The organism is Sphingobacterium sp. N143, assembly GCF_030325625.1.
In the GTDB taxonomy this organism is placed as follows: Bacteria; Bacteroidota; Bacteroidia; order Sphingobacteriales; family Sphingobacteriaceae; genus Sphingobacterium.
On the sequence record NZ_JACAIS010000007.1, the window covers coordinates 238,989 to 264,935 of the forward strand.

Annotated in this window: 25 protein-coding genes; 16 read left to right on the top strand and 9 right to left on the bottom strand. The window is 37.8% G+C overall.

Annotated features, from left to right (window positions below; genetic code table 11):
* Positions 1–75 precede the first annotated feature (75 nt).
* From rplQ to HX021_RS14860, 6 genes are all read left to right on the top strand, one after another.
* Entirely contained in the window at positions 76–588 is a 513-nt protein-coding gene (gene rplQ, locus HX021_RS14835; protein ID WP_286591216.1) for a 50S ribosomal protein L17, read from the top strand.
* 157 nt (positions 589–745) lie between these two features.
* Complete coding sequence (locus tag HX021_RS14840; protein WP_286591217.1) at positions 746–1,891, top strand: aspartate aminotransferase family protein; 1,146 nt, start codon at positions 746–748, stop codon at positions 1,889–1,891.
* 142 nt (positions 1,892–2,033) lie between these two features.
* On the top strand, positions 2,034–2,996 hold the full coding sequence (locus HX021_RS14845) for a Rossmann-fold NAD(P)-binding domain-containing protein (RefSeq protein ID WP_286591218.1): 963 nt from the start codon (positions 2,034–2,036) through the stop codon (positions 2,994–2,996).
* Positions 2,997–3,047: 51 nt separating this feature from the next.
* Positions 3,048–3,845, top strand: coding sequence for an acetylglutamate kinase (gene argB / locus HX021_RS14850; protein WP_286591219.1), 798 nt, complete (start codon positions 3,048–3,050; stop codon positions 3,843–3,845).
* A 23-nt stretch (positions 3,846–3,868) separates the two neighbouring features.
* Positions 3,869–4,675 (top strand): pyrroline-5-carboxylate reductase, encoded by an 807-nt coding sequence (gene proC, locus HX021_RS14855; RefSeq protein ID WP_286591220.1) that lies wholly within the window; start codon positions 3,869–3,871, stop codon positions 4,673–4,675.
* Positions 4,665–5,729, top strand: coding sequence for a M20 family metallo-hydrolase (locus HX021_RS14860; protein ID WP_286591221.1), 1,065 nt, complete (start codon positions 4,665–4,667; stop codon positions 5,727–5,729). Before proC ends, HX021_RS14860 begins: the two co-directional genes overlap by 11 nt.
* 34 nt (positions 5,730–5,763) lie before the next feature.
* Here the strand turns inward: HX021_RS14860 and HX021_RS14865 are convergent, their stop codons facing one another.
* Positions 5,764–6,237 carry an Lrp/AsnC ligand binding domain-containing protein gene (locus HX021_RS14865; RefSeq protein WP_046674894.1) on the bottom strand — a complete coding sequence of 158 codons (474 nt, stop codon included), beginning with the start codon at positions 6,235–6,237 and terminating at the stop codon, positions 5,764–5,766.
* 207 nt (positions 6,238–6,444) lie between these two features.
* Between HX021_RS14865 and HX021_RS14870 the strand changes: the two genes are divergently transcribed.
* Positions 6,445–7,488: a hypothetical protein gene (locus tag HX021_RS14870; RefSeq protein WP_286591222.1), complete on the top strand. Its 1,044-nt coding sequence runs from the start codon at positions 6,445–6,447 to the stop codon at positions 7,486–7,488.
* Here the strand turns inward: HX021_RS14870 and ruvC are convergent, their stop codons facing one another.
* Positions 7,489–8,055 (bottom strand): crossover junction endodeoxyribonuclease RuvC, encoded by a 567-nt coding sequence (ruvC, locus tag HX021_RS14875; protein ID WP_286591223.1) that lies wholly within the window; start codon positions 8,053–8,055, stop codon positions 7,489–7,491.
* Positions 8,056–8,155: 100 nt separating this feature from the next.
* On the opposite strand from ruvC, the gene HX021_RS14880 reads away from it, so the two are divergent.
* Entirely contained in the window at positions 8,156–9,130 is a 975-nt protein-coding gene (locus tag HX021_RS14880) for a lysylphosphatidylglycerol synthase domain-containing protein (RefSeq protein ID WP_286591224.1), read from the top strand.
* On the top strand, positions 9,114–10,244 hold the full coding sequence (locus HX021_RS14885) for a glycosyltransferase (protein WP_286591225.1): 1,131 nt from the start codon (positions 9,114–9,116) through the stop codon (positions 10,242–10,244). The genes HX021_RS14880 and HX021_RS14885 overlap by 17 nt, the downstream gene beginning before the upstream one ends.
* 4 nt (positions 10,245–10,248) lie before the next feature.
* On the opposite strand, the gene HX021_RS14890 is transcribed toward HX021_RS14885, so the two are convergent.
* On the bottom strand, positions 10,249–10,983 hold the full coding sequence (locus tag HX021_RS14890) for a lysophospholipid acyltransferase family protein (RefSeq protein ID WP_286591226.1): 735 nt from the start codon (positions 10,981–10,983) through the stop codon (positions 10,249–10,251).
* Positions 10,984–11,108: 125 nt separating this feature from the next.
* On the opposite strand from HX021_RS14890, the gene HX021_RS14895 reads away from it, so the two are divergent.
* The 4 genes from HX021_RS14895 to HX021_RS14910 are packed head-to-tail and all read left to right on the top strand — an operon-like array spanning position 11,109 to position 13,897.
* Positions 11,109–11,393 carry a DUF2089 family protein gene (locus HX021_RS14895; RefSeq protein WP_286591227.1) on the top strand — a complete coding sequence of 95 codons (285 nt, stop codon included), beginning with the start codon at positions 11,109–11,111 and terminating at the stop codon, positions 11,391–11,393.
* A 49-nt stretch (positions 11,394–11,442) separates the two neighbouring features.
* Positions 11,443–11,937 (top strand): hypothetical protein, encoded by a 495-nt coding sequence (locus tag HX021_RS14900; protein WP_286591228.1) that lies wholly within the window; start codon positions 11,443–11,445, stop codon positions 11,935–11,937.
* Positions 11,927–12,511 (top strand): YIP1 family protein, encoded by a 585-nt coding sequence (locus HX021_RS14905; protein ID WP_286591229.1) that lies wholly within the window; start codon positions 11,927–11,929, stop codon positions 12,509–12,511. The genes HX021_RS14900 and HX021_RS14905 overlap by 11 nt, the downstream gene beginning before the upstream one ends.
* Positions 12,512–12,523: 12 nt before the next feature.
* A complete protein-coding gene (locus HX021_RS14910) occupies positions 12,524–13,897 on the top strand; it encodes an alpha/beta hydrolase family protein (protein ID WP_286591231.1) in 1,374 nt (457 codons plus the stop codon).
* Positions 13,898–13,996: 99 nt separating this feature from the next.
* On the opposite strand, the gene HX021_RS14915 is transcribed toward HX021_RS14910, so the two are convergent.
* The 3 genes from HX021_RS14915 to HX021_RS14925 form a co-directional block, all read right to left on the bottom strand.
* Positions 13,997–14,704, bottom strand: coding sequence for an SDR family NAD(P)-dependent oxidoreductase (locus HX021_RS14915; protein ID WP_286591232.1), 708 nt, complete (start codon positions 14,702–14,704; stop codon positions 13,997–13,999).
* 2 nt (positions 14,705–14,706) lie between these two features.
* Positions 14,707–15,621, bottom strand: coding sequence for a lysylphosphatidylglycerol synthase transmembrane domain-containing protein (locus tag HX021_RS14920; RefSeq protein WP_286591233.1), 915 nt, complete (start codon positions 15,619–15,621; stop codon positions 14,707–14,709).
* Positions 15,622–15,708: 87 nt separating this feature from the next.
* Complete coding sequence (locus tag HX021_RS14925; RefSeq protein ID WP_286591235.1) at positions 15,709–16,041, bottom strand: hypothetical protein; 333 nt, start codon at positions 16,039–16,041, stop codon at positions 15,709–15,711.
* Between the two features lie 53 nt (positions 16,042–16,094).
* Between HX021_RS14925 and HX021_RS14930 the strand changes: the two genes are divergently transcribed.
* The 3 genes from HX021_RS14930 to HX021_RS14940 all read left to right on the top strand — a co-directional run bounded on the left by HX021_RS14930 (position 16,095) and on the right by HX021_RS14940 (position 19,111).
* The gene (locus tag HX021_RS14930; RefSeq protein WP_286591236.1) at positions 16,095–16,655 is read left to right on the top strand and encodes a lipocalin family protein; all 561 of its coding nucleotides are present in this window, start codon (positions 16,095–16,097) and stop codon (positions 16,653–16,655) included.
* Positions 16,656–16,932: 277 nt separating this feature from the next.
* The gene (gmd, locus tag HX021_RS14935; protein ID WP_286591238.1) at positions 16,933–18,084 is read left to right on the top strand and encodes a GDP-mannose 4,6-dehydratase; all 1,152 of its coding nucleotides are present in this window, start codon (positions 16,933–16,935) and stop codon (positions 18,082–18,084) included.
* A 100-nt stretch (positions 18,085–18,184) separates the two neighbouring features.
* Complete coding sequence (locus tag HX021_RS14940; RefSeq protein WP_286591239.1) at positions 18,185–19,111, top strand: DUF8428 domain-containing protein; 927 nt, start codon at positions 18,185–18,187, stop codon at positions 19,109–19,111.
* A 248-nt stretch (positions 19,112–19,359) separates the two neighbouring features.
* Here the strand turns inward: HX021_RS14940 and HX021_RS14945 are convergent, their stop codons facing one another.
* From HX021_RS14945 to HX021_RS14955, 3 genes are all read right to left on the bottom strand, one after another.
* Positions 19,360–23,106, bottom strand: coding sequence for a HAMP domain-containing sensor histidine kinase (locus HX021_RS14945; RefSeq protein ID WP_286591241.1), 3,747 nt, complete (start codon positions 23,104–23,106; stop codon positions 19,360–19,362).
* Positions 23,107–23,198: 92 nt separating this feature from the next.
* Positions 23,199–23,972, bottom strand: a complete 774-nt coding sequence (locus tag HX021_RS14950) for a succinate dehydrogenase/fumarate reductase iron-sulfur subunit (RefSeq protein WP_286591242.1) — start codon at positions 23,970–23,972, stop codon at positions 23,199–23,201.
* 14 nt (positions 23,973–23,986) lie between these two features.
* Positions 23,987–25,921: a fumarate reductase/succinate dehydrogenase flavoprotein subunit gene (locus HX021_RS14955; RefSeq protein WP_286591243.1), complete on the bottom strand. Its 1,935-nt coding sequence runs from the start codon at positions 25,919–25,921 to the stop codon at positions 23,987–23,989.
* Between the last annotated feature and the right edge of the window lie 26 nt (positions 25,922–25,947).

Sequence of the window (25,947 nt, forward strand, 5' to 3'; positions counted from 1 at the left end):
ATTCCTTTTGGCTGTGATAAGAGTTTTCACTTATCGCTTATACAAAAACGGTACGATTAGTATAATAAAATCAAAATGAGACACGGAAAAAAAGTAAATCACTTAGGCCGCACGGATAGCCATAGAAAAGCAATGTTGGCTAACATGGCAACGTCATTGATCAAACACAAACGTATTACAACTACTTTGGCTAAAGCTAAAGCGTTGCGTACTTATGTTGAGCCTTTGATTACTAAATCTAAAAACGACACAACTCACTCACGTCGTACGGTATTCGCTTATTTGAAAGATAAAGATGCAGTTTCTATCTTGTTCCGCGAAGTATCTGAAAAAGTAGCTAACCGTCCAGGTGGTTACACTCGTATCATCAAGATGGAAAACCGTTTGGGTGATAACGCAGAAATGGCTTTTATCGAGCTTGTTGATTACAATGAGATTTATGGTAAAAAAGCTGCCGCTGCTGAGAAAAAAGCTACTCGCCGTCGTGGTGGATCTAAAAAAGCTGCTGCTGCCGCACCTGCTGAAACCGAAGCTCCTGCTGAAGTAAAAGCTGAGGTAGAAGGTGAAGAAAAAGTTGACGGAGAATAATCATTCCCGCCATTAGATAAAAAAAGTCCTCTTTTTAAGGGGACTTTTTTTATTTTATGATCATTCCTACGGTTATAACTGATATATTTGTATTGCTAAAATCTGATAGTTTTTTCTATTACTAGCTATTTCGTTTATCAATCTATAATTCATTAAGATGAAACCATTTGATGTTTATCCCATTAATCCCATTAACATAGTGAAAGCTAATGGATCAACGGTGTGGGATGCCGAAGGAAATGCTTATTTGGACTTGTATGGTGGCCATGCCGTGATATCGATCGGACACACGCACCCACATTATGTACAACGTGTAACAGAACAATTGAACCGTATTGGCTTCTATTCTAATTCTGTTGAAATCCCAATTCAGCGAGAACTCGCGCAACTGCTTGGTGAAGTATCTGGTAAGATTGATTATGCTTTATTCCTGTGCAACTCCGGTGCTGAAGCAAATGAAAATGCCTTGAAATTGGCTTCTTTCCACAATAAAAGAAAAAAAATAATCGCGTTCTCCAAGGCTTTTCATGGGCGGACTTCATTAGCGGTAGCTGCGACTGATAATCCCAGTATCGTGGCACCTGTCAATGAGACAGAAAATGTTGTTTTTCTGCCTTTCAATGATGAAGATGCTCTGAAGGAAGCTTTTTCAACTGATGGCGCTGAGATTTCTTCCGTTATTATTGAAAGTATTCAGGGAGTAGGGGGGATCAGAGAGGCATCAGTTTCTTTTCTTCAATTGATCCGCTCGCTTTGTGATCAATATAATGCGGTATTTATTGCTGATGAGGTACAATGTGGTTATGGCAGGAGCGGTTTATTCTATGCACAGGATTATTCCGGTGTGGAGGCTGATATTTATACGATGGCTAAAGGCATGGGCAATGGCTTTCCTATTGGGGCAATAAGTATATCGCCTAAGTTTAAGGCCTCTTATGGTAGTTTGGGAACGACCTTTGGCGGCAATCATTTGGCTTGTGCAGCGGCTTTGGCAGTTTTAGAAATCATCCAACAGGATAAACTGATGGAAAATGCTGCTCTGGTGGGACAATACCTTATTGATGAATTGAATAAAATCGAAGAGATAATTGAGGTACGTGGTAGAGGATTGATGATTGGTATCGAACTTCCTGGATCTTTGGCGCATGTAAAGAAGGAGCTATTGATAAAGAATCGTATCTTTACAGGTGAAGCTAAACCATCTGTCATTCGATTGCTTCCTGCATTAAATATTACGAAGGAACATGCTGATCAATTTTTGTTGGCATTAAATGAACATGTAAAGACTGTTACAGTCGCATAAAAATAATATGAAACCAGCTGCATTTCTCTTTCATGTTTTGAGCGAAGAATAAACTGTTGGTTAAATCATGATTCAAGAACGAACCGAGTGAAACTGGCTCATTGATGCCGTTGAAAATACACTCTTATAATAATTTATATAGATGAAAAAATTTTTCTCTGTTAAAGACGTATCCAGTGTAGCAGACATCGTCCAAGAAGCGTTACATTTGAAAACTGCACCCTATGATAATCAGGAACTTGGTCAACATAAGACCTTAGGCCTTGTATTTTTAAATCCGAGCTTACGTACACGATTGAGCACACAAAAAGCGGCGATGAATTTGGGTATGAATGTCATGGTCATGAATATGGACAAGGACGGCTGGGCATTGGAAACGCAAGATGGTGTTGTGATGAACGGCAATACAGTAGAGCATATTCGTGAGGCTGCAGCAGTAATGGGTGAGTACTGTGATATTCTGGGATTACGGTCTTTTCCAAAGTTAAAGGATCGTGAAGAAGATTACAGTGAGGATCTGTTCAACAAGTTTATGCAATATTGCGGGGTACCAGTTGTTTCTTTAGAGAGTGCTACACGTCACCCTTTACAAAGTTTGACAGATATCATTACGATCACTGAGCACAAGAAAACGGCCAAACCAAAGGTTGTATTGGCTTGGGCACCTCACGTAAAAGCATTGCCTCAGGCTGTCCCAAATTCTTTTGCAGAATGGATGTGTAAAGCTCAGGAGGAAGGTCTGGTAGATTTTACCATTGCACAGCCCATGGGCTATGAACTGAGTGAGGATTTTACCAAAGGGGCAACTATATCCAACAATTTGGATGAAAGTCTTGCAGGTGCGGACTTTGTATATGTGAAAAATTGGTCATCCTATCAGGAGTATGGTGAAGTCTATACTGTCGATGAGAATTGGATGATGGATAATGCAAAGCTGTCTTTGACAAATAACGCTAAAGTGATGCATTGTTTGCCGGTAAGAAGAGATCTAGAGTTGTCTTCTGAAATTTTGGACGGACCAAATTCTTTGGTTATTAAAGAGGCAAGCAATCGTGTATGGGCTGCTCAAGCTGTTTTAAAGCGAATGTTAGAGGATTTGGTATAAAACCAAACTTTTGATTATTGAAAAACTATTTTTACTGGGAAAAGTTGCGTAATGGCTAATAGTGTATTAAATATTATAAAAATTGGCGGAAACATTATCGATGATGAGGGTCAATTGGACTCTTTTTTAGAGAAATTTTCCGCATTATCTGGGAAAAAAATCTTAGTGCATGGCGGTGGTAAAATTGCTACTCGTTTGGCAAGTGAATTGGGGATACAGGCACAAATGGTCGAAGGACGGAGAGTAACAAATGAAGATATGTTACGTATTGTCACCATGGTATATGCTGGGCTGACCAATAAAACTATCGTTGCTAAATTGCAAAAATTAAAATGTGATGCTGTTGGTTTGACCGGTGCTGATGGTGATGTGATAAAGGCTATAAAACGCCCTGTCAAGGACATTGATTATGGTTTTGTAGGTGACCTGTTGCATGATTCAGTGAATACATTGGCAATCAAGAAATTTTTGGAGGCAGGATTTATCCCTGTATTTTCGGCCATCACTCACAATGGATTAGGGCAACTGCTCAATACCAATGCTGATACAATTGCGTCTTCATTGGCCGTTTCTTTGGCATCACTATATGAGACTTCATTGGTATATTGTTTTGAGAAAAATGGTGTGCTACGGGATGTGACAGATGAAAATTCAGTTATACCAACAATTAAGGCGGAAGAGTTCGAGTATCTAAAACAATCAGGAACAGTCAATGATGGCATGATTCCAAAATTACAGAATGCGTTTAACGCAATAAATAAAGGTGTTCAAGAAGTATATATTGGTCATGCGAATAATTTACATCTATTTCAGCAAGGCCAATTTGGTACCTGTTTGACATTAAAATAATCATCTAATCTAAACCTAACCCTATGAAAAAGGTCACCATTATCGGAAGTGGCAATATCGGTCTCTCTTTGGCAAAAGGACTTGTAAAAAGTCAGTTTGCAAGTGCTTCCGATATTACCTTGACAAGAAGGAATGTAAACGCTTTGGCCGAAGAAGCAAGCCAGGGATTTAAAGTAAGTAATGACAACAAACAGGCCGTCAAAGATGCTGATATTGTTGTGTTTGCTATACTACCACAGCAACTTAAAAAAGTATTGGTTGAGGTAGCTTCCGAGATCGATAGGGATAGACAGATTTTTGTATCTATTGTATCAGGAGTTTCTTGTGCTGACCTAAGAGCTGAGCTGGGAAGCGATGCAACAGTGATCCGTGCCATGCCAAATACGGCTATAGCTATTGCGCAGTCAATGACCTGTATCGCCAGTGACAATGCATCAGATGAAAGCTTGCACCAGGTAGAGAAGATGTTTGAGACTGTCGGATCTGTTGTGGTGATCAACGAGGATCTGATGACTTCTGCAACAGCATTGTGTGCCTGTGGAATTGCGTTTTTCCTACGGGCTATTCGGGCTGCATCACAGGGTGGGGTAGAAATAGGTTTCCATGCACATGATGCCCTAAAAATGGCTGTTCAGACCGCTAAAGGGGCAGCAGATCTACTATTGCATACCAATGCACATCCTGAAGGAGAGATCGACAAAGTAACCTCACCTAAAGGATGTACAATAGCAGGGCTGAATGAAATGGAGCATAACGGTTTTAGTTCTGCTTTTATAAAGGGAATAAAATTGTCTGCTGACAAAGCAGGTGGATTGTATCATGAAGGATAAAGAGGAATTATTTCAGGATAGTATAGGCCTATTGAAACAGCTGATTGGGGTATCATCTTTGAGCAAAGAGGAAACGTTTAGTGCTGCTATAATTGAAAAGTTCTTCGAGGATCACCATATAAAGACCTATAGGAAAGGAAATAATATTTGGGTATATAATGCCCATTATACTTCCGATAAAGCTACCATTCTACTCAATTCACATCATGATACCGTAAAAGCCAATAGCGGATATACCCGTGACCCTTTGGCAGCGAACGAGGAGGATGGAAAACTTTATGGTTTAGGAAGTAATGATGCCGGTGGTTGTTTGGTCGCGCTGATTGCAACGTTTTTATATTTTTATGAACGGCAGGACCTATCCTATAATTTTTGTCTTGTGGCCAGTGCTGAGGAGGAAATTTCGGGTAGAAATGGGATTGAATCTGTGTTGGGAGAACTTGGTCCCATTGATTTTGCGATCGTTGGCGAACCGACACTCCTGGATCTGGCCATCGCCGAGAAAGGATTGATGGTATTGGACTGCAATGCCAGCGGAAAGGCAGGCCATGCTGCCCGTAGTGAAGGTGACAACGCCATATACAAAGCAATAAAGGATATTCAGTGGTTTAAGGACTATACTTTTGAAAAAACATCAGCTACATTAGGGCCGGTCAAAATGTCTGTCACCGTTATTCAGGCTGGCTCACAGCATAATGTTGTGCCTGCTAACTGCAGTTTCGTTGTTGATGTAAGAACCACGGATGCCTATTCTAATGAAGAAACTTTAGCGATTATAAAAGCTCATGTGGCTTCAGAAGTAACTGCTAGGTCTACCCGGTTGAAGTCTTCTTCTATTCCCGAAACACATCCCATTGTTCAAGCGGGCATTGCTCTTGGACGTAAGATATATGGTTCTCCTACCATGAGTGACCAGGCGCTTATTCCTGTACCTTCTTTAAAACTTGGGCCAGGTGATAGTGCGAGATCTCATATGGCTGATGAATTTATTTATATTGATGAAATTCGTGAGGGAATAGATTTATATATAGCAATGCTAGAAAAGATAGTATAAAAAAAGCTTCCAATATATGGAAGCTTTTTTTATACTAGACCAAGCTGATTTGACGCTTTATGCTTTCTTCAAGGGAGATAATTGTTTCTGTGCGTTGAATTCCAGGTACAGATTGAATATCTTCATTCAGAACTTTTCTGAGGTGGACCGTATCTCTACAGATTATTTTTGCAAAAATACTGTATTGGCCAGTACAATAATGTAATTCGACCACTTCTTTGATTTCTTTCAATTTATCTACTGCATCTGCATATTGTGACCCCTTTTCTAAATAGATACCTAAGAAAGCAGTGATATCAAAACCTACTTTTTGAGGATTGATAATTAGATTTGAACCTCTAATAATACCTAATTCTTCCATCTTCTTCATTCTAACGTGTATTGTACCTCCAGATACGATTAGCTTTTTTGCTATCTCCGTATAAGGAATGGAGGCATCGTTCATTAGAATAGACAAGATTTGGATATCCAAATTGTCTAGATCATAGTTTGCATATTGATTTTCCATTAACAATGGTTTTTGTGTTCATGAATTGGTCATTGCATCAAAAGCTGACCAATAGCTAAAATAATTAAATTTATTTCAAAATTACTAAGAATTTTCGGTTTATAGATGTAAATTTAATAAAAAATAGTTATCGATATTGATAATGTGATATATTAATAAAAATTAGAATGATTTTCATCATTCTAGGTTAAATAAAGGAGGGAAGACGTGGAAGTGCAAGATGTAAAAATTTCGAAAAAGAAACCGATTTATGAAGTTGGAGAAGGACTACATAAATATCTGAAGCTATATCAGCGGGATGAAAAATTGCCGATTGGATATAAGGATCTATTGAATTTTACCGAAACAGTACCGGTAATGGATAAATTTGGTCATGATACTTTTTGGGAAACACCATTGTACCCACAGCATATCATAGACCAATTATACGATGGATTGAAGGTCATTTATGCCAAGCTTAAAGCCTCTGGTAACACCCGGATTGTACAACACAAATATATTGATCGTGTTGAATATTGTGGTTTTGGTAATACGAAACCATTTCGTATCCGAATAGTGAACCGGTTAAATGATGTTTATGATTATTTTTACATTAAGCAAGCGGATGCCTCACGGATTTATGGATTAGAGCTTGAAGAAATCCTTTCCCCAAATCAGGTCAATTACATGGTCGATCAGGATACACTCGTGGAGGAACATATTGTTGGCATTCCTGGAGATACATTTTCACAGACAAGAATGTTTTCTCCTGATTATAATTTAACCCGTATTTCTAAAGAATTTGTCAAATTCAATGAACGTTGTATCATTACTTTACTTGGAGATATGCGGGCCTATAATTTTGTCATGCAGATTACGCCAGACTTTGATGATTTTCAGTTTAGGATCAGAGCTATTGATTTCGACCAACAGTTTTATGAGGGCAATCCCAAAGTATATATGCCACAATTTTTTAAGGAAAATTATCCCTACGTTAAACTTGCCATGGAACATCTAAATGAAAAAACAGTATTACAATATCAACAGGAGGAGCGTTCTTCTATCGTACATAGAGTGCGTAGTGAGCGGCATCGAATCGCTGATCTAAGAGATGCTTCTCAGACGCAGGTGCTTTCAACGTTGGAGAATATTAGGCAGCTGCGGGAAGGTTATGCGGAATTTTATGGAAACAACTCCTATCTACGATGTAAAACAATGACCGATATTGTGGAACTCAATGTAAAAAATGTGATCCGGCAGGTACAAATGTAGTTACTTGATACGATCTTTGTTGTCTTTAAGAAATGCTGACCAGCCCGAATAAGATTTACTGCTGCCAAAGGTGCTGTTTTTCTGAAAAGAATGACATACAGCAATAGCCAGCCCATCCGTTGCATCTAAAAATTGGGGGGTCTCTTCAAACTTTAATAAAGTTTTGAGCATAGCAGAGACCTGCTCTTTGGTTGCGTTTCCATTTCCGGTTACTGATTGTTTTATTTTTCTGGGAGAATATTCAAAGATGGGAATATCTTGTGCTAATGCTGCTGCCATAGCTACTCCTTGAGCCCTTCCCAGTTTGAGCATCACTTGGATATTTTTACCATAAAATGGTGATTCAAGTGCAACACAATCTGGGTTATATTCTTTCATCAAAGCAGAAGTTTTTTTAAAGATTCGTTGTAATTTTAAAGCATGGTCATCAAGATGGCCCATTTTGATCACCCCCATTGAAATCAGGGATATTGTATTACCTACCTCTTTAATGATTCCATAGCCCAGTACCACTGTACCTGGATCAATTCCGAGAATGATTCTTTCTTTCGCTTTTTCCTTCTGCATGTACAATATTACAAATTTTGCTTTTTATAAGCGGATTGCTGTCGACAAAACTTAATCATTTGGCTAAAATTTAGTAACATTGCTCTCTAATTATAAAAAGTTGACTGGAAGACAAAAAAAATATATCAGTCTTTTATTAAAGATACTGGTTTTCGTACTTGCGACATGGTACATCATAACCAAAGTATCTGATAAGAGCAATGTCGATAAGTTCAGGACATTAATTGCAGGGTTGGAACACCATTCTGTTGTTTGGACCTTGATATTGATCGTGGTGCTCATGTGGATAAACTGGCTTCTGGAGGTCGTTAAATGGCGTTACCTAGCATCTAAATTAGAGCAAATATCCTATTGGCAGGCATTTCAATCTGTTTTCTGTGGACTTACTTGGGCTATTTTTACACCAAACAGAATCGGAGAGTATGGTGGTAGAGTTCTTTTTCTAAAGCCACAAAATAGGGCCAAAGGTGCAGTCGCAATGGGGGTCGGACTATTTGCCCAATTGGTGCTGACGAGCGTCGCCGGCGCATTAAGTATTGCTTGGTTTATCTGTAAGTTCCTATCCACACCATTATCTGTCCAATTTGGCGTATGGCTGTTGGCGGTTATCTATGCTGCAGGCTTTGTAGTATTGTATTTCAATGTAAAATGGGTAGACTACTTGGTCGGTAAAATTAAGCTTTTGGCCAAGATTAAGCCTTTTTTTGAAGTACTGGAACATTATTCGACGCGGGAGCTAAGTATAGTGTTGTTAAATTCACTGGCACGATTTGTCATTTTTACTTCTCAATATATTATATTAATGAAATTGACACTGCCTGAACTGCCTCTTATGTCTATGATCCTCATGATCTTCATCCTCTTCTTTGTCCAAGCAGCACTACCCACATTAGATATTTTTGATTTCAGTGTCCGGAGTTTTGTGGCAAGTAATCTTTATAGTTATATTACAACGCAAGAAATTGCAGTAATGGCGATTGTGTCGTGTATTTGGTTTGTCAATTTGATCTTACCAGCGATATTTGGTTCTATTTTTGTTTTTAAGATTAATTTTTTCGGTGATACAAATTCTTAGTTATTTATTGATCATTTTTGCCTGTGTATATGGAATTCTCGTGTTATGGATGCGGAGGGGTTGGGCATGGATTATAACATCATCGGAGCTGCAGGAGCCCACAAAGACAGTGTCGGTAATCATTGCAGCACGTAACGAAGAGTTAAATATTCGGCGAACCATTACTTCCATTCTGAAACAGAACTTTCCGGCTGAGCTTCTTGAACTTATTATTATCGATGATCATTCTGATGATAATACTTCCATGATTGTACAGGAATATGAAAAAGAGGGCGTAAAGCTTATTCAGTTAAATGAAAATGGCCGGATGAACTCTTATAAGAAATTGGCGATCTCAAGAGCTATAGACTGTTGTAGAGGAGAAATTATCATTACAACAGATGCAGATTGTCGTATGGGACCAAATTGGCTGGTTTCAGTAGTAAGCACCTTTGAAAAAGAAAATGCTTTCCTTTTATCTTCTCCTGTGGTGTATTCCGAAGAAAAGAGTTTTTTTGAACGCTTGCAGACGTTGGAGTTCTTGTATTTGATCGGACTGGGGGCGGCTGGTATTGGCAACAGAAAGCCTACGACTTGTAATGGTGCTAATTTGGCCTATAGAAAGGACATTTTTAAGGAAATGGGAGGATTTAAAGGAATTGATGAGCTTGCCTCAGGTGATGATGAGCTTTTTTTGCATAAAGTTGCCGAGAAATATCCCGAAAGAATAGCTTTTTGTAAATCAGCGGACGCTATTGTGTATACAGATGCCAAGCCAGACCTGAAGTCATTCATTAGTCAGCGCAGACGCTGGGCATCAAAAAGCACGAAGTATAAAAACAAAGGTGTAATAGCCTTGGGTATTGCTATCTGGATTTTTAATGTTCTGCTACTCGTCGCCACGCTCCTTACTATTGCTGGTGTTCAAGTGATTGGCTGGGTAGTACTTTCTGCCCTGTTGCTTAAACTGCTCGTTGAATTTTTCTTTATCCAACCTTTGACCAAATTTGCAAACAGAAGTAGCCTGTTATGGTATCTTCCAATTTTAAGCCTAGCACATATCCTTTATCTCGTTTATATCGGAATATTGGGCAACATTGGAAAATATGACTGGAAAGGACGACAAGTCAGATAAACCATTATTTTTCGACTTTTTGTTTGATAGTTTCCTCAGCTAGTTTGACGATCTCATCAATACTTTTTCCTTCTGTATCTAGGGGATCCAGAACTTCCCATGTCATGTGAAGAAAAGGAGTGAGTGGATACATGCCATACTGGACCATTTCATAAGAACCTGTGATAGCTACGGGAACAACTAAAGCATTTGGATTTTTCTTGAGCAATGTCGCAATCCCCCCAACATGAAAGGTTTTCATTTTACCTGTTTTTGATCTTGTACCTTCAGGAAAAATAAAAGCAGACCAATTTTTGGTCTTCATGTTATTGGCAAGTTTTAGAATTTCTGCAATAGATTGTTTTGGGTCATTACGATCAATATTGGCAGCACCACCATGTTTTAGGTTGAAAGATATGCTTGGGATACCGCGTGCCAATTCTATTTTAGAGATAAACTTTCCATGAAATCTTCGTAAGAAATAAATCAGTGGCGGAATATCAAATGTACTTTGGTGATTTGCGACAAAAATAACGGGTTGGCCCATTGGTATTGTTTTATTATCAATAAATGTTACTCTGTTGAATAAGGTGTAATAACAAGCAACCAAGCAGGCATTAAGGATATCTACACTTTTTTTATGGGAATTATAGCCCCCCAGTTTTAAGCATAACCATTGAATTGGATGAAAGATAATAAGGGATAGACCAAAACAGAACCAGAATATAATAGATAAGATATAGCCTAAAAATTTTTTCATATGCTTTATTTGTTGCTACAAATATATCATTAAGCAATGATTTTTTAAAAAAATTGATATTGTTTCTTTTGTTTTTAACATTATTAATATTATATTTAATAATGTTAAAATAAATACTTTATTTAATGAGAAAAATACCCATTGATTGTCCATGTTGTGAAGCTAAGTTGAAAGTTTCAAAATTGGTATGTGACGTCTGTGAAACTGAGGTTGTCGGTAAATTTTCGCTGCCCTTACTGATGCAACTCTCCCCAGAGGAGCAAGAGTTTGTTCTTAATTTTCTGAGATACTCGGGGAGTCTGAAAGAGATGGCAAATCAAATGGGCAAATCTTATCCAACGGTTCGGAATATTTTGGATGATCTGATCTATAAATTAAAATTACTCGCTAATGAAGATGATCATATGTGAAGTAGAAAGGGTTGAATCTAGCCGTAATTGTTTTTAATAATGCATTATTATGAAAAATAAAGTTTTTTATACGGAGAGCCAATCCTTTTTAAGTTGGTGGCTTTGTTGTATACTTATTGTCGTTAGCATTGGGCATATATCCCTTTATTGGTCTGCTATACAGCAATGGGATTTTGGACCTTTATTAGGTTCCCCTGGGTTTTGGATTAATACCACCATGTGGATACTAATGGGTGTATTACGATTAAATACAACTATTGGTGAAGAAGGAGTTGAAATTTATTTCTTTCCATTTAGTTTTTATAAAAAGCGGTTAATTTGGGAAGATATCAAATCAATCACGATAGGGGAATACAATCCAATTCGGGAATATGGTGGTTGGGGGGCGAGATGGGGACTCAAGGGTTGGGCATTTTCCGCCAGAGGAAGTAGGGGAGCAAAGTTTCATATGAATGACGGCTCAATGGTGCTTGTCGGAACACAAAAGCCCGAAGAGATAGAACAACTGAATTTAAACGAGCTTCTGGAAAAACATGAAATTTAAACAAGTATTTCTAAATCCATTCGGCGAATTCTCAGAAAGAAAGCTGCTTTTTGTCGGTATTTTAGGCTTTATGTTATCTAGCTATCTAATCTATCAGTCGGGTGAACAATTTAATGGATTTATGCATTTCTATAAGCCTAGCATAGCAGTCACTTATTGGGAGGTATTAAATGTCCATGGTTACATGGTCCTTGCTCCATTGGTTCTTTTGTATGTTCTAGGAATTATCCTGAACAATAAGACAAGATTTATTGACGTCTTGAATGTCATTCTGATCATGCCATTTCCTCTATATTTATTGCTGCTTTTGAGCAGGGTTCTGAATCAGGAGAAGTTTAGCAACCAGATCAATGAAGCATTGAAAAAAGGTGATCATATGTTGTCCAGTATAGACAAGTCACAAATGATCATATTTAGTGTTTTTGGGATCGTGGCATTATTTCTATTATTTTATCAGTTTTATTTGTTGGTAAAGGGGATGAATGTAGCGGTTAATAATAAAAAAAATTGGTTAAGCGCATTGTTTGTGGCATTATATTTTATACTAGATGTATGTATACAATTTAATTTTTGACAAAAAATAACTATGAAAAAAATTCTATACTTCCTATTGTTCTGTTTTCATCTTTCATGCAGCCGTGCGCAGACCTTTGATGGTTCGTGGAAAGGGGAAGTGGAGGTTTCCGGACAGAAATTACTTTTGATATTCAACCTTGAAAAGGCTAATAATGATACCTGGACGGGAACCTTTGAAAGCCCAATGCAAACGTCTCAAAGGTTCCCAATCAGTGCCATTAGAACCAAGAATGACTCGATTTGGATGGATATCAAGAATATTGGTCTAGTCTATGCTGGTTTCTTGGACCGGGATAAAGATGTCATGAAGGGAGTCATGAAACAGGCGGGATTTAGGTCAGCCATGATATTGGTGAGAAGTGAGAACGAACAAAGTGGCCTTTCCCGTAAGCAGGATGTTTTCCCTCCCTACGATTATATTGAAGAGGAAGTTTCGTTCCAGAATCCGAAGGGGAATGCTGTACTTGCGGGAACCTTAACCTACCCAAAGACAGGGGGACCATTTCCTGCCGTGGTTCTGGTCAATGGTAGCGGGCAACAGAATAGGGATTCAGAAGTTTTTGGACATAGGCCTTTTAAAGTTCTTGCAGACCATCTCAGTAAAAATGGTTTTGCTGTTTTACGTTATGATGATCGTGGCATAGGAGAATCCAAAGGGGAAGTAAATTTGGCAACGACTATTGACTTTGCATCTGATGCAAACGCGGCAGTTGATTTTTTGAACAAAAAAGATATGGTCAAAGCGGGAAAGGTCGGAATCATTGGGCATAGTGAAGGTGCTTTAATCGCCGAGATTGTTGCAGCAGAAAACCCCAAGGTGGATTATATTGCATTATTGTCGGGACCGGTACTTAAAGGGGATTCTTTGTTGATTTTACAAAGTTATGCCCTAGGAAAAGCTGCTGGTTTATCAGCTTCAGCATTGGAGATCAATAAAGCCAATAACCGTAAACTGTATAATATCTTGTTGCAGGACGAACCACCCAAAGTATTATCTGAATCCTTACAGCAAGAACTTATTCGTCAGAATGATGGAAATCCCTTGACACCAGAAATGAAAATTAAGTTGAGCCCTATGATGAGTCCTTGGTTTAGAACTTTCTTGCGGATTGATCCCGAATACTACCTAAAACAGGTTAAAGTCCCAATTTTTGCTTCTTTTGGAGGTAAGGATGTTCAGGTTCCTGCCAATGAAAATATTTATGCCTTGCAGCGGCTTCGCCTGAATACTACAGATGTGACAATCAAAGACTATTCAAATTTGAACCATCTCTTTCAGCAGGCTCAGACAGGAAAAATTGAGGAGTATTTCGAGAATTCGGAAAGCTTTAATCTACAGTTACTACATGAACTGACGAAGTGGCTTAAACTGAAGGTAAAATAATTAAAAAGGCTTGAAAGAGCGTAGGTTTAGATTGACTGCAATGTATCTTTGCCATGCAGTCAATCTAAATACCATATATACAAGAACCTTAAAATAAAATTAAGGCGTAGTATTGGCCACAGGAAGTATTTTTCCGTTGTAATACCGATGCCCATGCTGTGCAAAATCAGCGATATACCGTCCCATTTCAAAAGCTAATGTGCCAGCTTCTGCTCCTGGAAAAGCTGCCTCAAACATTTCCGTTTGGGAAGATCCTAAGGCAAGGCAATTGACCCTGATACCTCTATCCCTAAATTCTTCGGCCAAACATTCTGTGAGTACAGCTAAAGCACCTTTACTGGTGGAATAAGCCGATAATCCTGGAAACTTCATGGAGCCTTGAAATCCACCCATGCTACTGATGTTGACAATGTGTGCTCCTTCATTCATCATTGGTACAATATGATGTATCATATTAACATGGCCCATGAGGTTTGTTTGCAGCATGTCTGCAAAATCCTTTCCACTGGTTTCCATAAAAGGTTTGTTGATCAATGCCCCGGCATTATTGATTAAGATGTCAACAGTTTCAAACTTTGAGTGAATGAAAGGAATCAGTGTCGCATAATCATCATATACGATATCAAATTGTGCCGGGTAAAGCGTCCCACCATCATAATTGAGCTGACTAGCAATTTCATGTAGTTTCCTCAATTTGTCAGCTGATCTGGCCAATGCGATAACTTTATTGTCCTTTTTAGAGGTCAAGTCCAGTACTGCTTCAAATCCAACACCGCTGCTTGCTCCAGTAATAATAATATTCGCCATGTTTATTCTTCTAATTTTTGACTTTGTTCGACTTCTTCGGCAGAAGGTAATTTATCTTCTCCGATTGCTCTCGGATTGAATATAAAATAAATTCCCGAAAGGGCAACAACAGCAGAAATAATATAAAATAGTAAAGTAATCAGTACAGCGTTGTGTGAATCCACATGAAATATCCCTGCGCCCCACATGATTACAAGCTCACGCATCCCTAATCCTCCTACTGAAAATGGGATGATCGACACTAAGGAAGACGCTAAAAATAAAAACAAATAAGGTGAAAATTTGCCATTAAAACCTAGTGCATAGAGAATCAATATTGCTGCAATTACCTGCATCGACTGTACACCGATAGCTTTCAGGTGGGCTTTCAAAAAGGTACGTTTATATTCTTTAAAGAATTTGGTGACAATAAAATAGTAAATGATGCTGCCCAATATGAATAACAAGATGGTCAAATAGTTTGGTATTCCTAGTTGAGGCATATAAGTAACCAGGGCTGCTATGATTAAGCATAATGCCCAAAGGCCACTTAAACGGTCCAGAAATAATGCAGTGAATAGTTTTCGTCCTTTAATACTGAATCTTTTTCTTAAAAAAAATATTTTATAACCATCCCCTCCAACTCCTCCGGGTAATATTAAATTATAAAATAAGCCCAGCTGATAAAGTTTTAAGTTATACTTTTCAGATACCTCTAAACCTATAGCTCTCAAAAAAGAGAGTAAACGTGAAGAAGAGATCAGGATTGAAATACTGTAGGCCAATAATGCTAAAAAGAGATAAAAAGGATTGGAATTGACGACAGCCTCCTTTAGATCTTTTAAGGATACTTTACTGAAGACCCAATAAAGTGCCCCCACTGTAACGACAATCTTTAATATGTTTTTTACGATTTTTAAAACCTTTTTTCTGTCCATAGAAATTGTACTTCCAATTTTGATTGACTGCGTTCACGATTTTGGAGAATCCAAAGTTAGAAACTTTGTTGGATTGTACAATTTTAGTTATGCGATCGCTGGGTAAATTCTTGCGTACAAAAGGATCAAATATAAAATACCAAAGATAGTGGCCAAAGAAAATAGCCAATTTAGGTCAATTCTATTATATTTGTGTTTTAACATAGCTATCATTAATCCAACAATAAAGCAAAATAATAAAATTGGAGCGATAAGGGCGACTTTATTTGTGAAAGCTAGACTGATTTGATTTATTTTTGTCGTAGCTTCCTGTCCTTTAAATAAAGGATATGTCGCAAAGGCCAAAAGAATAATGAATAGCCTTAAAAGAGTTTTAGCTATTATCTTGCTTATGGTATGATTTTTGGCTGTAATCTTCATGATTTGTGTATTATTTACCTCAAAAATACAATTTGAAATTAAAATTTATAGATATGAATCGATTCGTTTTATCATTAGCAACTGTTTTTGCTACGGTGACCTTGTTCTCTTGTGGTGCACAAAAGCAAGGTACATCATCTGGAAACTCTGGTTATGGTTCTTCTACCAGTGCAAGCTCAGGGCCCAGTGCTTCAGAGTGGAAATCTGCTGTAAAAGGAACTTGGACATTAAATTCAATCGATAGAGAGAATCTTCCTTCAACCTTCACGATTAAAAGTGTGTTTGAAGAAGCCCCTGCAGAGTGTTTTGTAGGCAGTACCTGGAATTTTATAGGAAATGGTAAGGGCTCTATTACCTTTAATGCTCAAGGTACTTTGTGCGCGCCCGGTGCCTCACGTGAAATTTTTTGGTCTATCTATAATCCCGGAAAAGGATTGGGCGAACCTCAATTTCAATTTAAGAAAATTTATGCTGGCGATAAAGCGAAAAATGTAACAACTGGTTATCGTTTGGATCTATCTTATTCAGATGGCAATAAGTTGGTTATGCGAATGCCATTGACGGTAGCCAATGGTGAAGCGTATTTAGTGCTTAATTTTTCGCGCGTAAACTAGTTTCAGCACGAAAAGAAGAATAACAGCGAGCTATAGGAATTCCTATGGCTTTTTTTGTTTAAAATTTAATACTTTTACATCCCGAAACCATCATGATTTATTTAAACCGAACGTAGCGAATTCATGAACACAATTAAAATAGAATTGTGAACGAATAATCGCCTAATGGTATACATAAATCTGATCGCTTCATCACCTTGAAAAAACAGATTGATAAAGGATGAAAGTGGCTTAGTCCCTGATCGCTAAATCAGGCTGTGCTTAATATAGAGAAAATATGGCTGAACAACACACGAAAACTGCTTTAATAACAGGTATTACAGGTCAAGATGGTGCCTATTTAGCAGAATTCCTATTGAAAAAAGGTTATAAAGTCCACGGATTGAAACGGAGAAGTTCTTTGTTTAATACCGATCGTATAGACCACCTTTATCAAGACCCGCATCTTGACAATAGAAATTTTACATTGCATTTTGGTGATCTGACAGATTCAACCAATTTGATCCGTATTATACAAGAAACTCAGCCTGATGAAATTTACAATTTGGCGGCCCAATCTCATGTTAAGGTTAGCTTTGATACCCCCGAGTACACAGCGAATGCAGACGGTATAGGAACACTTCGTATACTGGAGGCCGTAAGGTTATTGGGGCTAATTGAGAAAACGCGTATTTATCAGGCCTCTACTTCTGAATTATACGGTTTGGTACAGGCTGTTCCACAGAGTGAAACTACCCCTTTCTATCCAAGAAGTCCCTATGCAGTTGCCAAAATGTATGGCTACTGGATAACCGTCAACTACCGTGAAGCCTATAAGATGTATGCCTGTAATGGCATCTTATTCAATCATGAAAGCCCCGTGCGTGGAGAAACTTTCGTGACCCGTAAAATTACAAGAGCAGTGGCTAAGATCGCATTGGGATTGCAGGATAAATTATATCTTGGAAATTTGTCTGCACAACGAGATTGGGGACATGCAAAAGACTATGTTGAAGCAATGTGGCTGATCCTGCAACAGGAAAAGCCCGAAGACTTTGTTATCGCAACAGGTGTGACTACCACGGTAAGAGATTTTGTCCGTATGGCTTTTGCTGAGCTGGGAATTGAAGTTGAGTTCAGTGGTAAAGGAGAACAAGAAAAAGGTGTTATCATCGATATTGACGAGGAACGATTGACCCAATTAAATATTGATAAATCGCTGATCAAATTTGGTCAGACAGTTGTGAAAGTCGATCCAGCATACTATAGACCCACAGAGGTTGATTTACTTATTGGGGATCCAACAAAAGCAAACACAAAATTAGGATGGAAGCCAAAATATGATCTTCAAATGTTGGTAACAGATATGGTACAATCGGATCTCCACTTAATGCGGAAGGAAGAATACTTAAAACAAGGTGGTTTTGAAACTTTAAATTATTTTGAGTAATCCGTAATTGGTAACAATAACATAAAACTGGAATAATTTTTGTTTAAACATTTATTGGTATAAATTAAGCGAATTTACCCTATGAATATGACAGTATATTATGATGAATTCAGAGGTTGTTTCAAATAAGAAAGAAGAGGAGAGAAAGAAGGATTCCTCTAAAATTTATTTCTTTATCATTGCGATAGCAGCACTTCTTGCGACGAATATATATTTTTATGTCAAGTTTAAGACAAATGGAGAAAAGGTCTATGCGTTGACTGTAGAGAAGGAAAATCTTCAGGTACAGATTGATCGGATAGAGGCTGAATTGGATAAAATTGATGTTGAAAATGTCCAATTGACTCCAGAGATGACTGTACAGAAAGAAGATTCTAGAACAGAAATTGCAGAGCTTCGACAGAAACTTGAAAATAAAAGTATTACACCTATGGATATTGATGAAGCTCAGCGCAAAATCAATCAATTAAAAAAACAGGTTGATACGTATCGTATAAATGTACAGCGGTTAATCCAGGAAAATCAAATATTATCAAAACAGAATTCCAATTTGAGTGAATCTGTTGTCGAGAAGGATAAGCAGATTACTTCTTTAGTAACAACAAATTCGGAATTGAAAGAGAAAGTTGCGACAGCCTCAGCATTGAAAGTTTCTGAGATAAGCATCAATGGTCTTGCGATCAAAAAGAATGGCAAAGAATCTGTGGAAGAGCGTGCCAAGCGTGTTGATAAGCTGAAAATCAATTTTACGATTGTAGACAATGAATTGGCCAAAAATGGAGAACGGGATATTTTTGTACGGATTATCGATCCCCAAGGTAACTTGATTGTTCAGGGAGATCATATTTTCTTTGTGCATGGTGAAAAATTGCAATATACCTTTAAACATAAGATCATGTTTACCAATAAGGGAGAAGATTACATTGTCTATTGGGCTGCCGATGGTGGGTTTAGTAAAGGAGCCTATACTGTACTCCTGTATGAGGATAACGCAATCATGGGAAGATCAACAATTGTATTACGATAAGAAACTCTTTTAATTAAAAATAATAAAAAGGCCCTTTTGATTCAATTCAGAAGGGCCTCTTTTGTTGTTTAGCGTCTTTCGCTGCTGATGAGCCTTTATCAGATAATTTATTTGGAACTTAACTAAGTTATCCGCTTGTAAATGATAGTTTCTACAGATTTTTAGCAAAGATTGAACTCGTGTTAACGGCATATGCTCTTGTGTTGATGGTCGTCATTGCGGGACAACTGTTGTAAATATTGTATGTTTTAGGATTCTATCTGTTCTAAAGGAAGCAAAATATGGAATATTGTACCTTCACCCTCTGTTGTCTCAAAATAGATCTGACCATTGCTGGCCTCAATTGTTTTCTTGACCAAAACTAAGCCTAAACCGTTACCTGAACTTTTCGTAGTAAAGTTGATCTGAAAGATCTTGTCTTTCATAGCCTCAGGTATTCCATAGCCGTTATCTTTCACATCTATCTTGACAAATTTATCCGAATAACGCTCAATGGAGATTTCTATCTTCATGTTCTTGCGCCCATAGCCACCTTCGATCGCATTTTTTATTAGGTTATTAAATGTTCTAAGGAGTTCATTTCCATCTGCTTTAACAATTAATGTTTTTTGATCAGCATTATTGACTAGCTTGATATTGACATTGGGAGTATTACTGTATAAGGAGATCGATTTTGTGATTTTTTCAACAATGTTGATGTTTTCCATCACCGTATTGGGAAATTTTGCAAAGTGTGAAAACTCCGAGGCGATATGTGTCAGTGCATCGATCTGCTCAATGAATGAAGTGGAAAATTTACTGAATCGATCAGGAAATTTAGGGTCATTATCTTTATAGGAACGTCGGAGCTGCTGAATTCCCAATTTCATGGGGGTTAGTGGATTTTTGATCTCGTGGGCTATCTGCTGCGCCATTTCCCTCCAAGTAGACTCCCGTTCCGTATCCTTGATCTTGTTGGCGTAATCTTCCAATTTTATGATCATTAGGTTGTATTCCTTGATCAATGTGCCAATCTCGTCATTCCGTTGCCAGAAGAGTGGTTCATTTGGCTGTCCTAGGCGCAATTGAGAGATCTTTTTACTAATTATACTAAGCGGATTGGTGACACTATTGGCCACGAAGGTAGCATAAAAGCCAAAGCCAATGATGATGAGGGAATAAATATTGACGATAGTATTTAAGAGCAGATTCTTATTCGTGTTTTCTTCTTTCTGAAGAGAGAAATTGGGAATGCCAATATAAGCTAAGGTATTGTAGTTTTTATCCCGTATCGTAGCATAGCTTGTCTCAAATTGGAAGGTTCCAATACTTTCCTCTTCGATGGTCTCAGACTTTTTAAGTATAGATAGGTTCTTAAGTGCTGCTGGATTTATGAATGTTGAAAAAAGTTCCAGATCATAGATTCTTCGTTGCGAACTATATAATAATCTACCAGATTTGGAATAGAGGTTAAAATCCTTGGATATTGTTTCCGATAAGGTCCTAAGGATACTGATGAGCTGAGCTTCATTGGACAAATTGTCCGAATACGTCAACATGTTTTCCATACGCTTGCCCAATTCAATAATAAAGCGTTCTTTACTGTTCTTATTATTGTTGTAAAGCTGTTTATTGATACTAATATAGGATATGACAGCTGAAATCAATATAGCTAATATAACCGATGAAATGATGGAGGTCTGGATACGTGTAGAGTACTGTATTTTATTGATTATTTTATAAAATTGGTATTTTAGATTGCGTAAAGTGAGTTTTGTATTTTTAATAAAAATATAACATGATTTTACGAAATGAAAAACCATAAAAATCATAAAAAATACCAAAAATAAAAAGGAGGTCGTCGCGACATAATCCCAAAATGACGGCTTCTGTTTACTGATGATATAGGTTGAGAATTTGTTGGCAACATAAGCTATATGTAAATATGCATCCCGATCCAAGAGTTGGATATATTCACCGGGAGCGCCTTTTATCCCCCTAAGATTATTCTCGTAGGTATATTTCCCAAATTGTGTAACGAGTGAGCCTGTTTTATATAAAGCTATGGAATAATCTTCTTTGTACTGATACTGCGAATTATTGATCCGCATATCAGTGAGTATTTCAGGATAAGGGACTGTATAGCTAAAATCCTTATTGGATAAATTAATGATGACGTTGACTATTCTATTTTGGTCAATGGTTACTGGTATGATCGAAAAATATTCATGTGTGCCAAGCTCGGAACTTGCTCGATAGAAATTTTGAGTTACCTTGATGGATCGATTGATCACTTTTTCACGGTACTCGTTTATTTTATTTTGACTATTTGGGCTTAACGGTATATTATTCTGATCGTAATAATAGGCCTTAAACTCATATTTGGACAGATAGCCACTAAAGTATTTCTTTTTGATGAAATCATTGATCCCATCTGTATTGGTGTATGGAAGGCTAATGTTGAATAAGTGTTTTAACTCTTTATCATTTGCGATATCACTTTCGATGTCAGTAAATAATGAAACGGCATTGACATCATCCTCTGATTGGAGATTGCTTAAAAGAATTTTCATATCAATCAGATTTCGTTCCTGATAGAAACGTGCATGGGTAATTGCACTGATGATGGCCCATAGTATCAGTACCGCTATGTAATTCGTTAGAACATGTCTGTCAAAATATTTCTCTCCGAATGCTTTGATCAAAATAATCAAGGCCAGAAGTAAATTTACCAAACTATTTTTTTCAATATAGATTGAAATAATAAGAATGACAAAGATGACGCACGCTAATTGTATATTTAGTAATTGGGTAGGTTTTAACTCTAATTTTCTTAAAAAAAACAGCACCAGATCAATATAGATACTCAATGCTAAAATGCCTAATCCGATGATCCCTAGGTCCACCCAGCTTAAGAAATGAAGGTCTACCAGTTTGGTGAAATCAAAATATATGTTATTGGAGTGGGTGACGAGTGTTCCTGCAATATCATACAATAGGGCAAAGGATAAATAGATACTCAGGATAAAGGCGATAGCAATTGGAAGCTTAAAAAGACGTATATTTTTTATCTTATCGAAATTGAGCTCTTTCCGGATAGAATAAATGAATAAGACCAACCATAAAATTAATATGGTTGTAGACAGTACGGACCATATATTAGGAAAAAAACTATTATAAGCATAGTTACGGGAGTCAAAAATAGCGAATGTCGCATTCTCGGAAAGTAAGTTCCATCTGAGGTCGGCAAATTTGACCAGGACAAACACGGCAGAGAGGAGTAAGATTGACCACCATGCTTTCCCATTTTTGGCCATATGCAGGCAAAGGCTATTAAAAAAGATCAATAATGCAATCCATGCTAACAGCCAACAGAAAAACTGTAAAATAGTATATGTGTTCTCATGTTCTCCTTCTTTAAGTTTGACAGAGAAGAGATAAGAACCTTCATTGCTATAAATATTTTTGATGGTGACCGTATCAGTATATGAGGCAATATCAATGTTTCTTGAATCAAAAAAATTTCTGCGTAAAGAAGTGTTTAAATATGGATTGTTATTATTTGTATACCCTTTGACAAGGATATAAGCCAAGATACTGATATTGCCAATTGTTTTTTTACGTACGATATATGACCGATTATCATCCTGGACAAAATTGGACTTTTCTGAAAAACCTTGATCAGTGATCGGCACAAAGAGATGTGTGCTCCACATTTTAGGCTCATGATTTTTGAACAGGAAAAGATAGACCTTGTCCTCTGCTTGATATTTTTCAAAGGCCTGGTAGACGGCTATTGGATATTGGTCATAGTTCTTAAATGTTTTGAGCAGCAATGAGTCTCCAAAAATTCGGTCGATCTTTTTTTCCTGTTGAGCAATATAATCATTAAGAGCTTTGGTGTCAATATTAAGGATTTCCTTATTAGTAACCGATTCTCTGATGGTAATTGCTGTTCCTATAAAGCATAGTGTCAGAATGAGTAGAAGTAATCGAATTTTTATACCAGAGTTCACGTTAATCAATTTACATAATTGTAAATATAAAAAAAAGTCCTTGCTTTCTTAAGGCAAGGACTTTTTATATTATTTATTCAAAATGCTTACGCTTAAGCGTGCGGCTCTTCTTGCTTAAAAATTTTAGCAGTCAAGTATTCACGGTTTAAACGAGCAATATTTGTCAATTTAATTCCTACAGGACATTCGGCTTCACAGGCACCAGTATTGGTACAGTTACCGAAACCTTCCGCATCCATTTGATCTACCATTGCCTGTGCACGTTCATAACGTTCTGTTTGACCTTGAGGCAATAATGCAAATTGAGATACTTTTGCCGATACGAATAACATGGCAGAAGCATTTTTACATGCTGCTACACAAGCACCACAACCAATACATGTAGCCGATTCGAAAGCTTCGTCAGCAATACGTTTTGGAATAGGAATTGTGTTGGCGTCAGGAACACCACCTGTATTAATATTTACATACCCACCTGCTTGTTGAATGCGATCAAAAGCAGTACGATCAACTGCAAGGTCTTTCAATACTGGAAATGCTGCAGCTCTCCAAGGTTCGATGACGATAGTCTGACCATCATGGAAGCTACGCATGTGCAATTGACATGTTGTAGTCCCCTCTTTAGGGCCATGAGGACGACCGTTGATAACTAATGAACACATCCCGCAGATCCCTTCACGACAGTCGTGATCGAAATATACAGGGTCTTCACCTTTACGTGTCAATTCCTCATTCACAATATCAAGCATCTCTAAGAAAGACATATCATCAGCGATATTATTTGCCTGATAAGTTACAAATTGACCTTTATCTTTATCATTTTTTTGACGCCAAACTTTCAGCGTTAAATTCATATGTTGTGCCATGATAATTTTCCTTCTTATTTATAACTTCTTTGTGTTAACTGAACGTTTTCGAATACCAAGTCTTCCTTGTGTAATTGCTCCGGTACATTGTCTCCTTTGTATTCCCAAGCAGATACATAAGCAAATTCTTCGTCATTACGTTTTGCTTCTCCTTCTTCAGTTTGGCTTTCCAGACGGAAGTGACCACCACACGATTCAGCGCGTTGTAATGCATCAACAACCATGAGTTCACCTAATTCCAAGAAGTCAGCTACACGGCCAGCTTTCTCTAAAGAAAGATTTAACTCTTCGTTCTCGCCCAGAACTCTAACATTTGTCCAGAATTCTTTTTTCAATTCCTGGATCAATCCTTGTGCCTTTTGCAATCCTTCAGCAGTACGAGCCATTCCACAGTATTCCCACATGATGTGACCCAACTTCTTATGGATATCATCCACAGTTTGTGTTCCGTTTAATGACAATAATTTGTTGATTTTCTCTTCAACCTCTTTGCGTGTAGACTCGAATGCAGGATGGCTGTGATCTACTGGTGCGAAAGAACCTAATTTAGCTAAGTAATCTCCCACAGTATATGGGATAACGAAATAACCGTCAGCAAGACCTTGCATCAATGCTGAAGCACCTAAGCGGTTTGCACCGTGGTCAGAGAAATTACACTCACCTAAAGCATATAATCCAGGGATGGTCGTCATCAAGTTGTAATCAACCCATACGCCACCCATTGTATAGTGAACAGCAGGATAGATACGCATTGGTTGTTTATATGGGTTTTCGTCAGTGATCTGGTAGTACATATCAAATAAGTTTCCATATTTAGCACGTACAGCATCTTCACCTAAACGGCCAATCGCTTCTTTGAAATCCAAGAATACCGCAAAACCAGTTTTACCAACACCACGACCATCATCCACAGCTTCTTTTGCATTACGTGATGCTACGTCACGTGGTACCAAGTTACCGAATGAAGGATATTTACGTTCCAAGAAGTAATCTCTGTCGTCTTCTTTGATGTCGTTGGCTTTGATTTCACCTTTACGTAATCTTTCAGCCATTTCCTGAGTCTTAGGAACCCATACACGACCATCGTTACGTAATGACTCTGACATCAATGTCAATTTAGACTGGTGATCTCCAGTTACGGGAATACAAGTTGGGTGAATCTGTGTATAACAAGGGTTAGCGAAGTAAGCACCACGCTTGTGTGCTCTCCAAGCTGCTGTAACGTTACATCCCATGGCGTTTGTAGACAAGAAGAATACGTTACCGTAACCACCAGTACACATCAATACAGCATGTGCTGCATGTGTTTCGATTTTACCTGATACCAAGTCACGAGTTACGATACCTTTGGCATGACCGTCGATCATGACCAAATCCAGCATCTCATGACGCGTATACGATTTTACTTTTCCTTTTTTGATTTGGCGATTCAATGCAGAGTAAGCACCCAATAATAATTGTTGCCCAGTTTGACCACGTGCGTAGAACGTACGGCTCACTTGCGCACCACCGAAAGAACGGTTATCCAATAAACCTCCGTATTCACGCGCAAAAGGAACACCTTGAGCAACACATTGGTCGATGATGTTTACAGATACTTCGGCCAAACGGTAAACGTTTGCCTCCCGTGAACGGTAGTCACCACCTTTGATTGTATCGTAAAATAAACGGAATACAGAGTCACCATCATTTTGGTAGCTCTTTGCCGCATTAATACCACCTTGTGCCGCAATAGAGTGCGCACGACGAGGTGAATCTTGGTAACAGAAAGTAATTACATTATATCCTAACTCAGCTAATGATGCTGCTGCAGATGCACCAGCAAGACCTGTACCAACAACAATAACAGTAAATTTACGTTTGTTAGCCGGATTAACCAACTTAAGATTAAATTTATGATTTGACCACTTTTGGGCTAATGGGCCCGCTGGTACTTTTGAATCTAACATATCTCTTAATTTTATATTGATAGGAT

Excerpts from the sequence above, each read along its gene's own strand:
- rplQ (WP_286591216.1), top strand. The coding sequence starts at position 76 with ATGAGACACGGAAAAAAAGTAAATCACTTAGGCCGCACGGATAGCCAT.
- HX021_RS14840 (WP_286591217.1), top strand. The coding sequence starts at position 746 with ATGAAACCATTTGATGTTTATCCCATTAATCCCATTAACATAGTGAAA.
- HX021_RS14845 (WP_286591218.1), top strand. The coding sequence starts at position 2,034 with ATGAAAAAATTTTTCTCTGTTAAAGACGTATCCAGTGTAGCAGACATC.
- argB (WP_286591219.1), top strand. The coding sequence starts at position 3,048 with ATGGCTAATAGTGTATTAAATATTATAAAAATTGGCGGAAACATTATC.
- proC (WP_286591220.1), top strand. The coding sequence starts at position 3,869 with ATGAAAAAGGTCACCATTATCGGAAGTGGCAATATCGGTCTCTCTTTG.
- HX021_RS14860 (WP_286591221.1), top strand. The coding sequence starts at position 4,665 with ATGAAGGATAAAGAGGAATTATTTCAGGATAGTATAGGCCTATTGAAA.
- HX021_RS14865 (WP_046674894.1), bottom strand. The coding sequence starts at position 6,237 with ATGGAAAATCAATATGCAAACTATGATCTAGACAATTTGGATATCCAA.
- ruvC (WP_286591223.1), bottom strand. The coding sequence starts at position 8,055 with ATGCAGAAGGAAAAAGCGAAAGAAAGAATCATTCTCGGAATTGATCCA.
- HX021_RS14890 (WP_286591226.1), bottom strand. The coding sequence starts at position 10,983 with ATGAAAAAATTTTTAGGCTATATCTTATCTATTATATTCTGGTTCTGT.
- HX021_RS14895 (WP_286591227.1), top strand. The coding sequence starts at position 11,109 with ATGAGAAAAATACCCATTGATTGTCCATGTTGTGAAGCTAAGTTGAAA.
- HX021_RS14900 (WP_286591228.1), top strand. The coding sequence starts at position 11,443 with ATGAAAAATAAAGTTTTTTATACGGAGAGCCAATCCTTTTTAAGTTGG.
- HX021_RS14905 (WP_286591229.1), top strand. The coding sequence starts at position 11,927 with ATGAAATTTAAACAAGTATTTCTAAATCCATTCGGCGAATTCTCAGAA.
- HX021_RS14910 (WP_286591231.1), top strand. The coding sequence starts at position 12,524 with ATGAAAAAAATTCTATACTTCCTATTGTTCTGTTTTCATCTTTCATGC.
- HX021_RS14915 (WP_286591232.1), bottom strand. The coding sequence starts at position 14,704 with ATGGCGAATATTATTATTACTGGAGCAAGCAGCGGTGTTGGATTTGAA.
- HX021_RS14920 (WP_286591233.1), bottom strand. The coding sequence starts at position 15,621 with ATGGACAGAAAAAAGGTTTTAAAAATCGTAAAAAACATATTAAAGATT.
- HX021_RS14925 (WP_286591235.1), bottom strand. The coding sequence starts at position 16,041 with ATGAAGATTACAGCCAAAAATCATACCATAAGCAAGATAATAGCTAAA.
- HX021_RS14930 (WP_286591236.1), top strand. The coding sequence starts at position 16,095 with ATGAATCGATTCGTTTTATCATTAGCAACTGTTTTTGCTACGGTGACC.
- gmd (WP_286591238.1), top strand. The coding sequence starts at position 16,933 with ATGGCTGAACAACACACGAAAACTGCTTTAATAACAGGTATTACAGGT.
- HX021_RS14940 (WP_286591239.1), top strand. The coding sequence starts at position 18,185 with ATGATGAATTCAGAGGTTGTTTCAAATAAGAAAGAAGAGGAGAGAAAG.
- HX021_RS14950 (WP_286591242.1), bottom strand. The coding sequence starts at position 23,972 with ATGGCACAACATATGAATTTAACGCTGAAAGTTTGGCGTCAAAAAAAT.
- HX021_RS14955 (WP_286591243.1), bottom strand. The coding sequence starts at position 25,921 with ATGTTAGATTCAAAAGTACCAGCGGGCCCATTAGCCCAAAAGTGGTCA.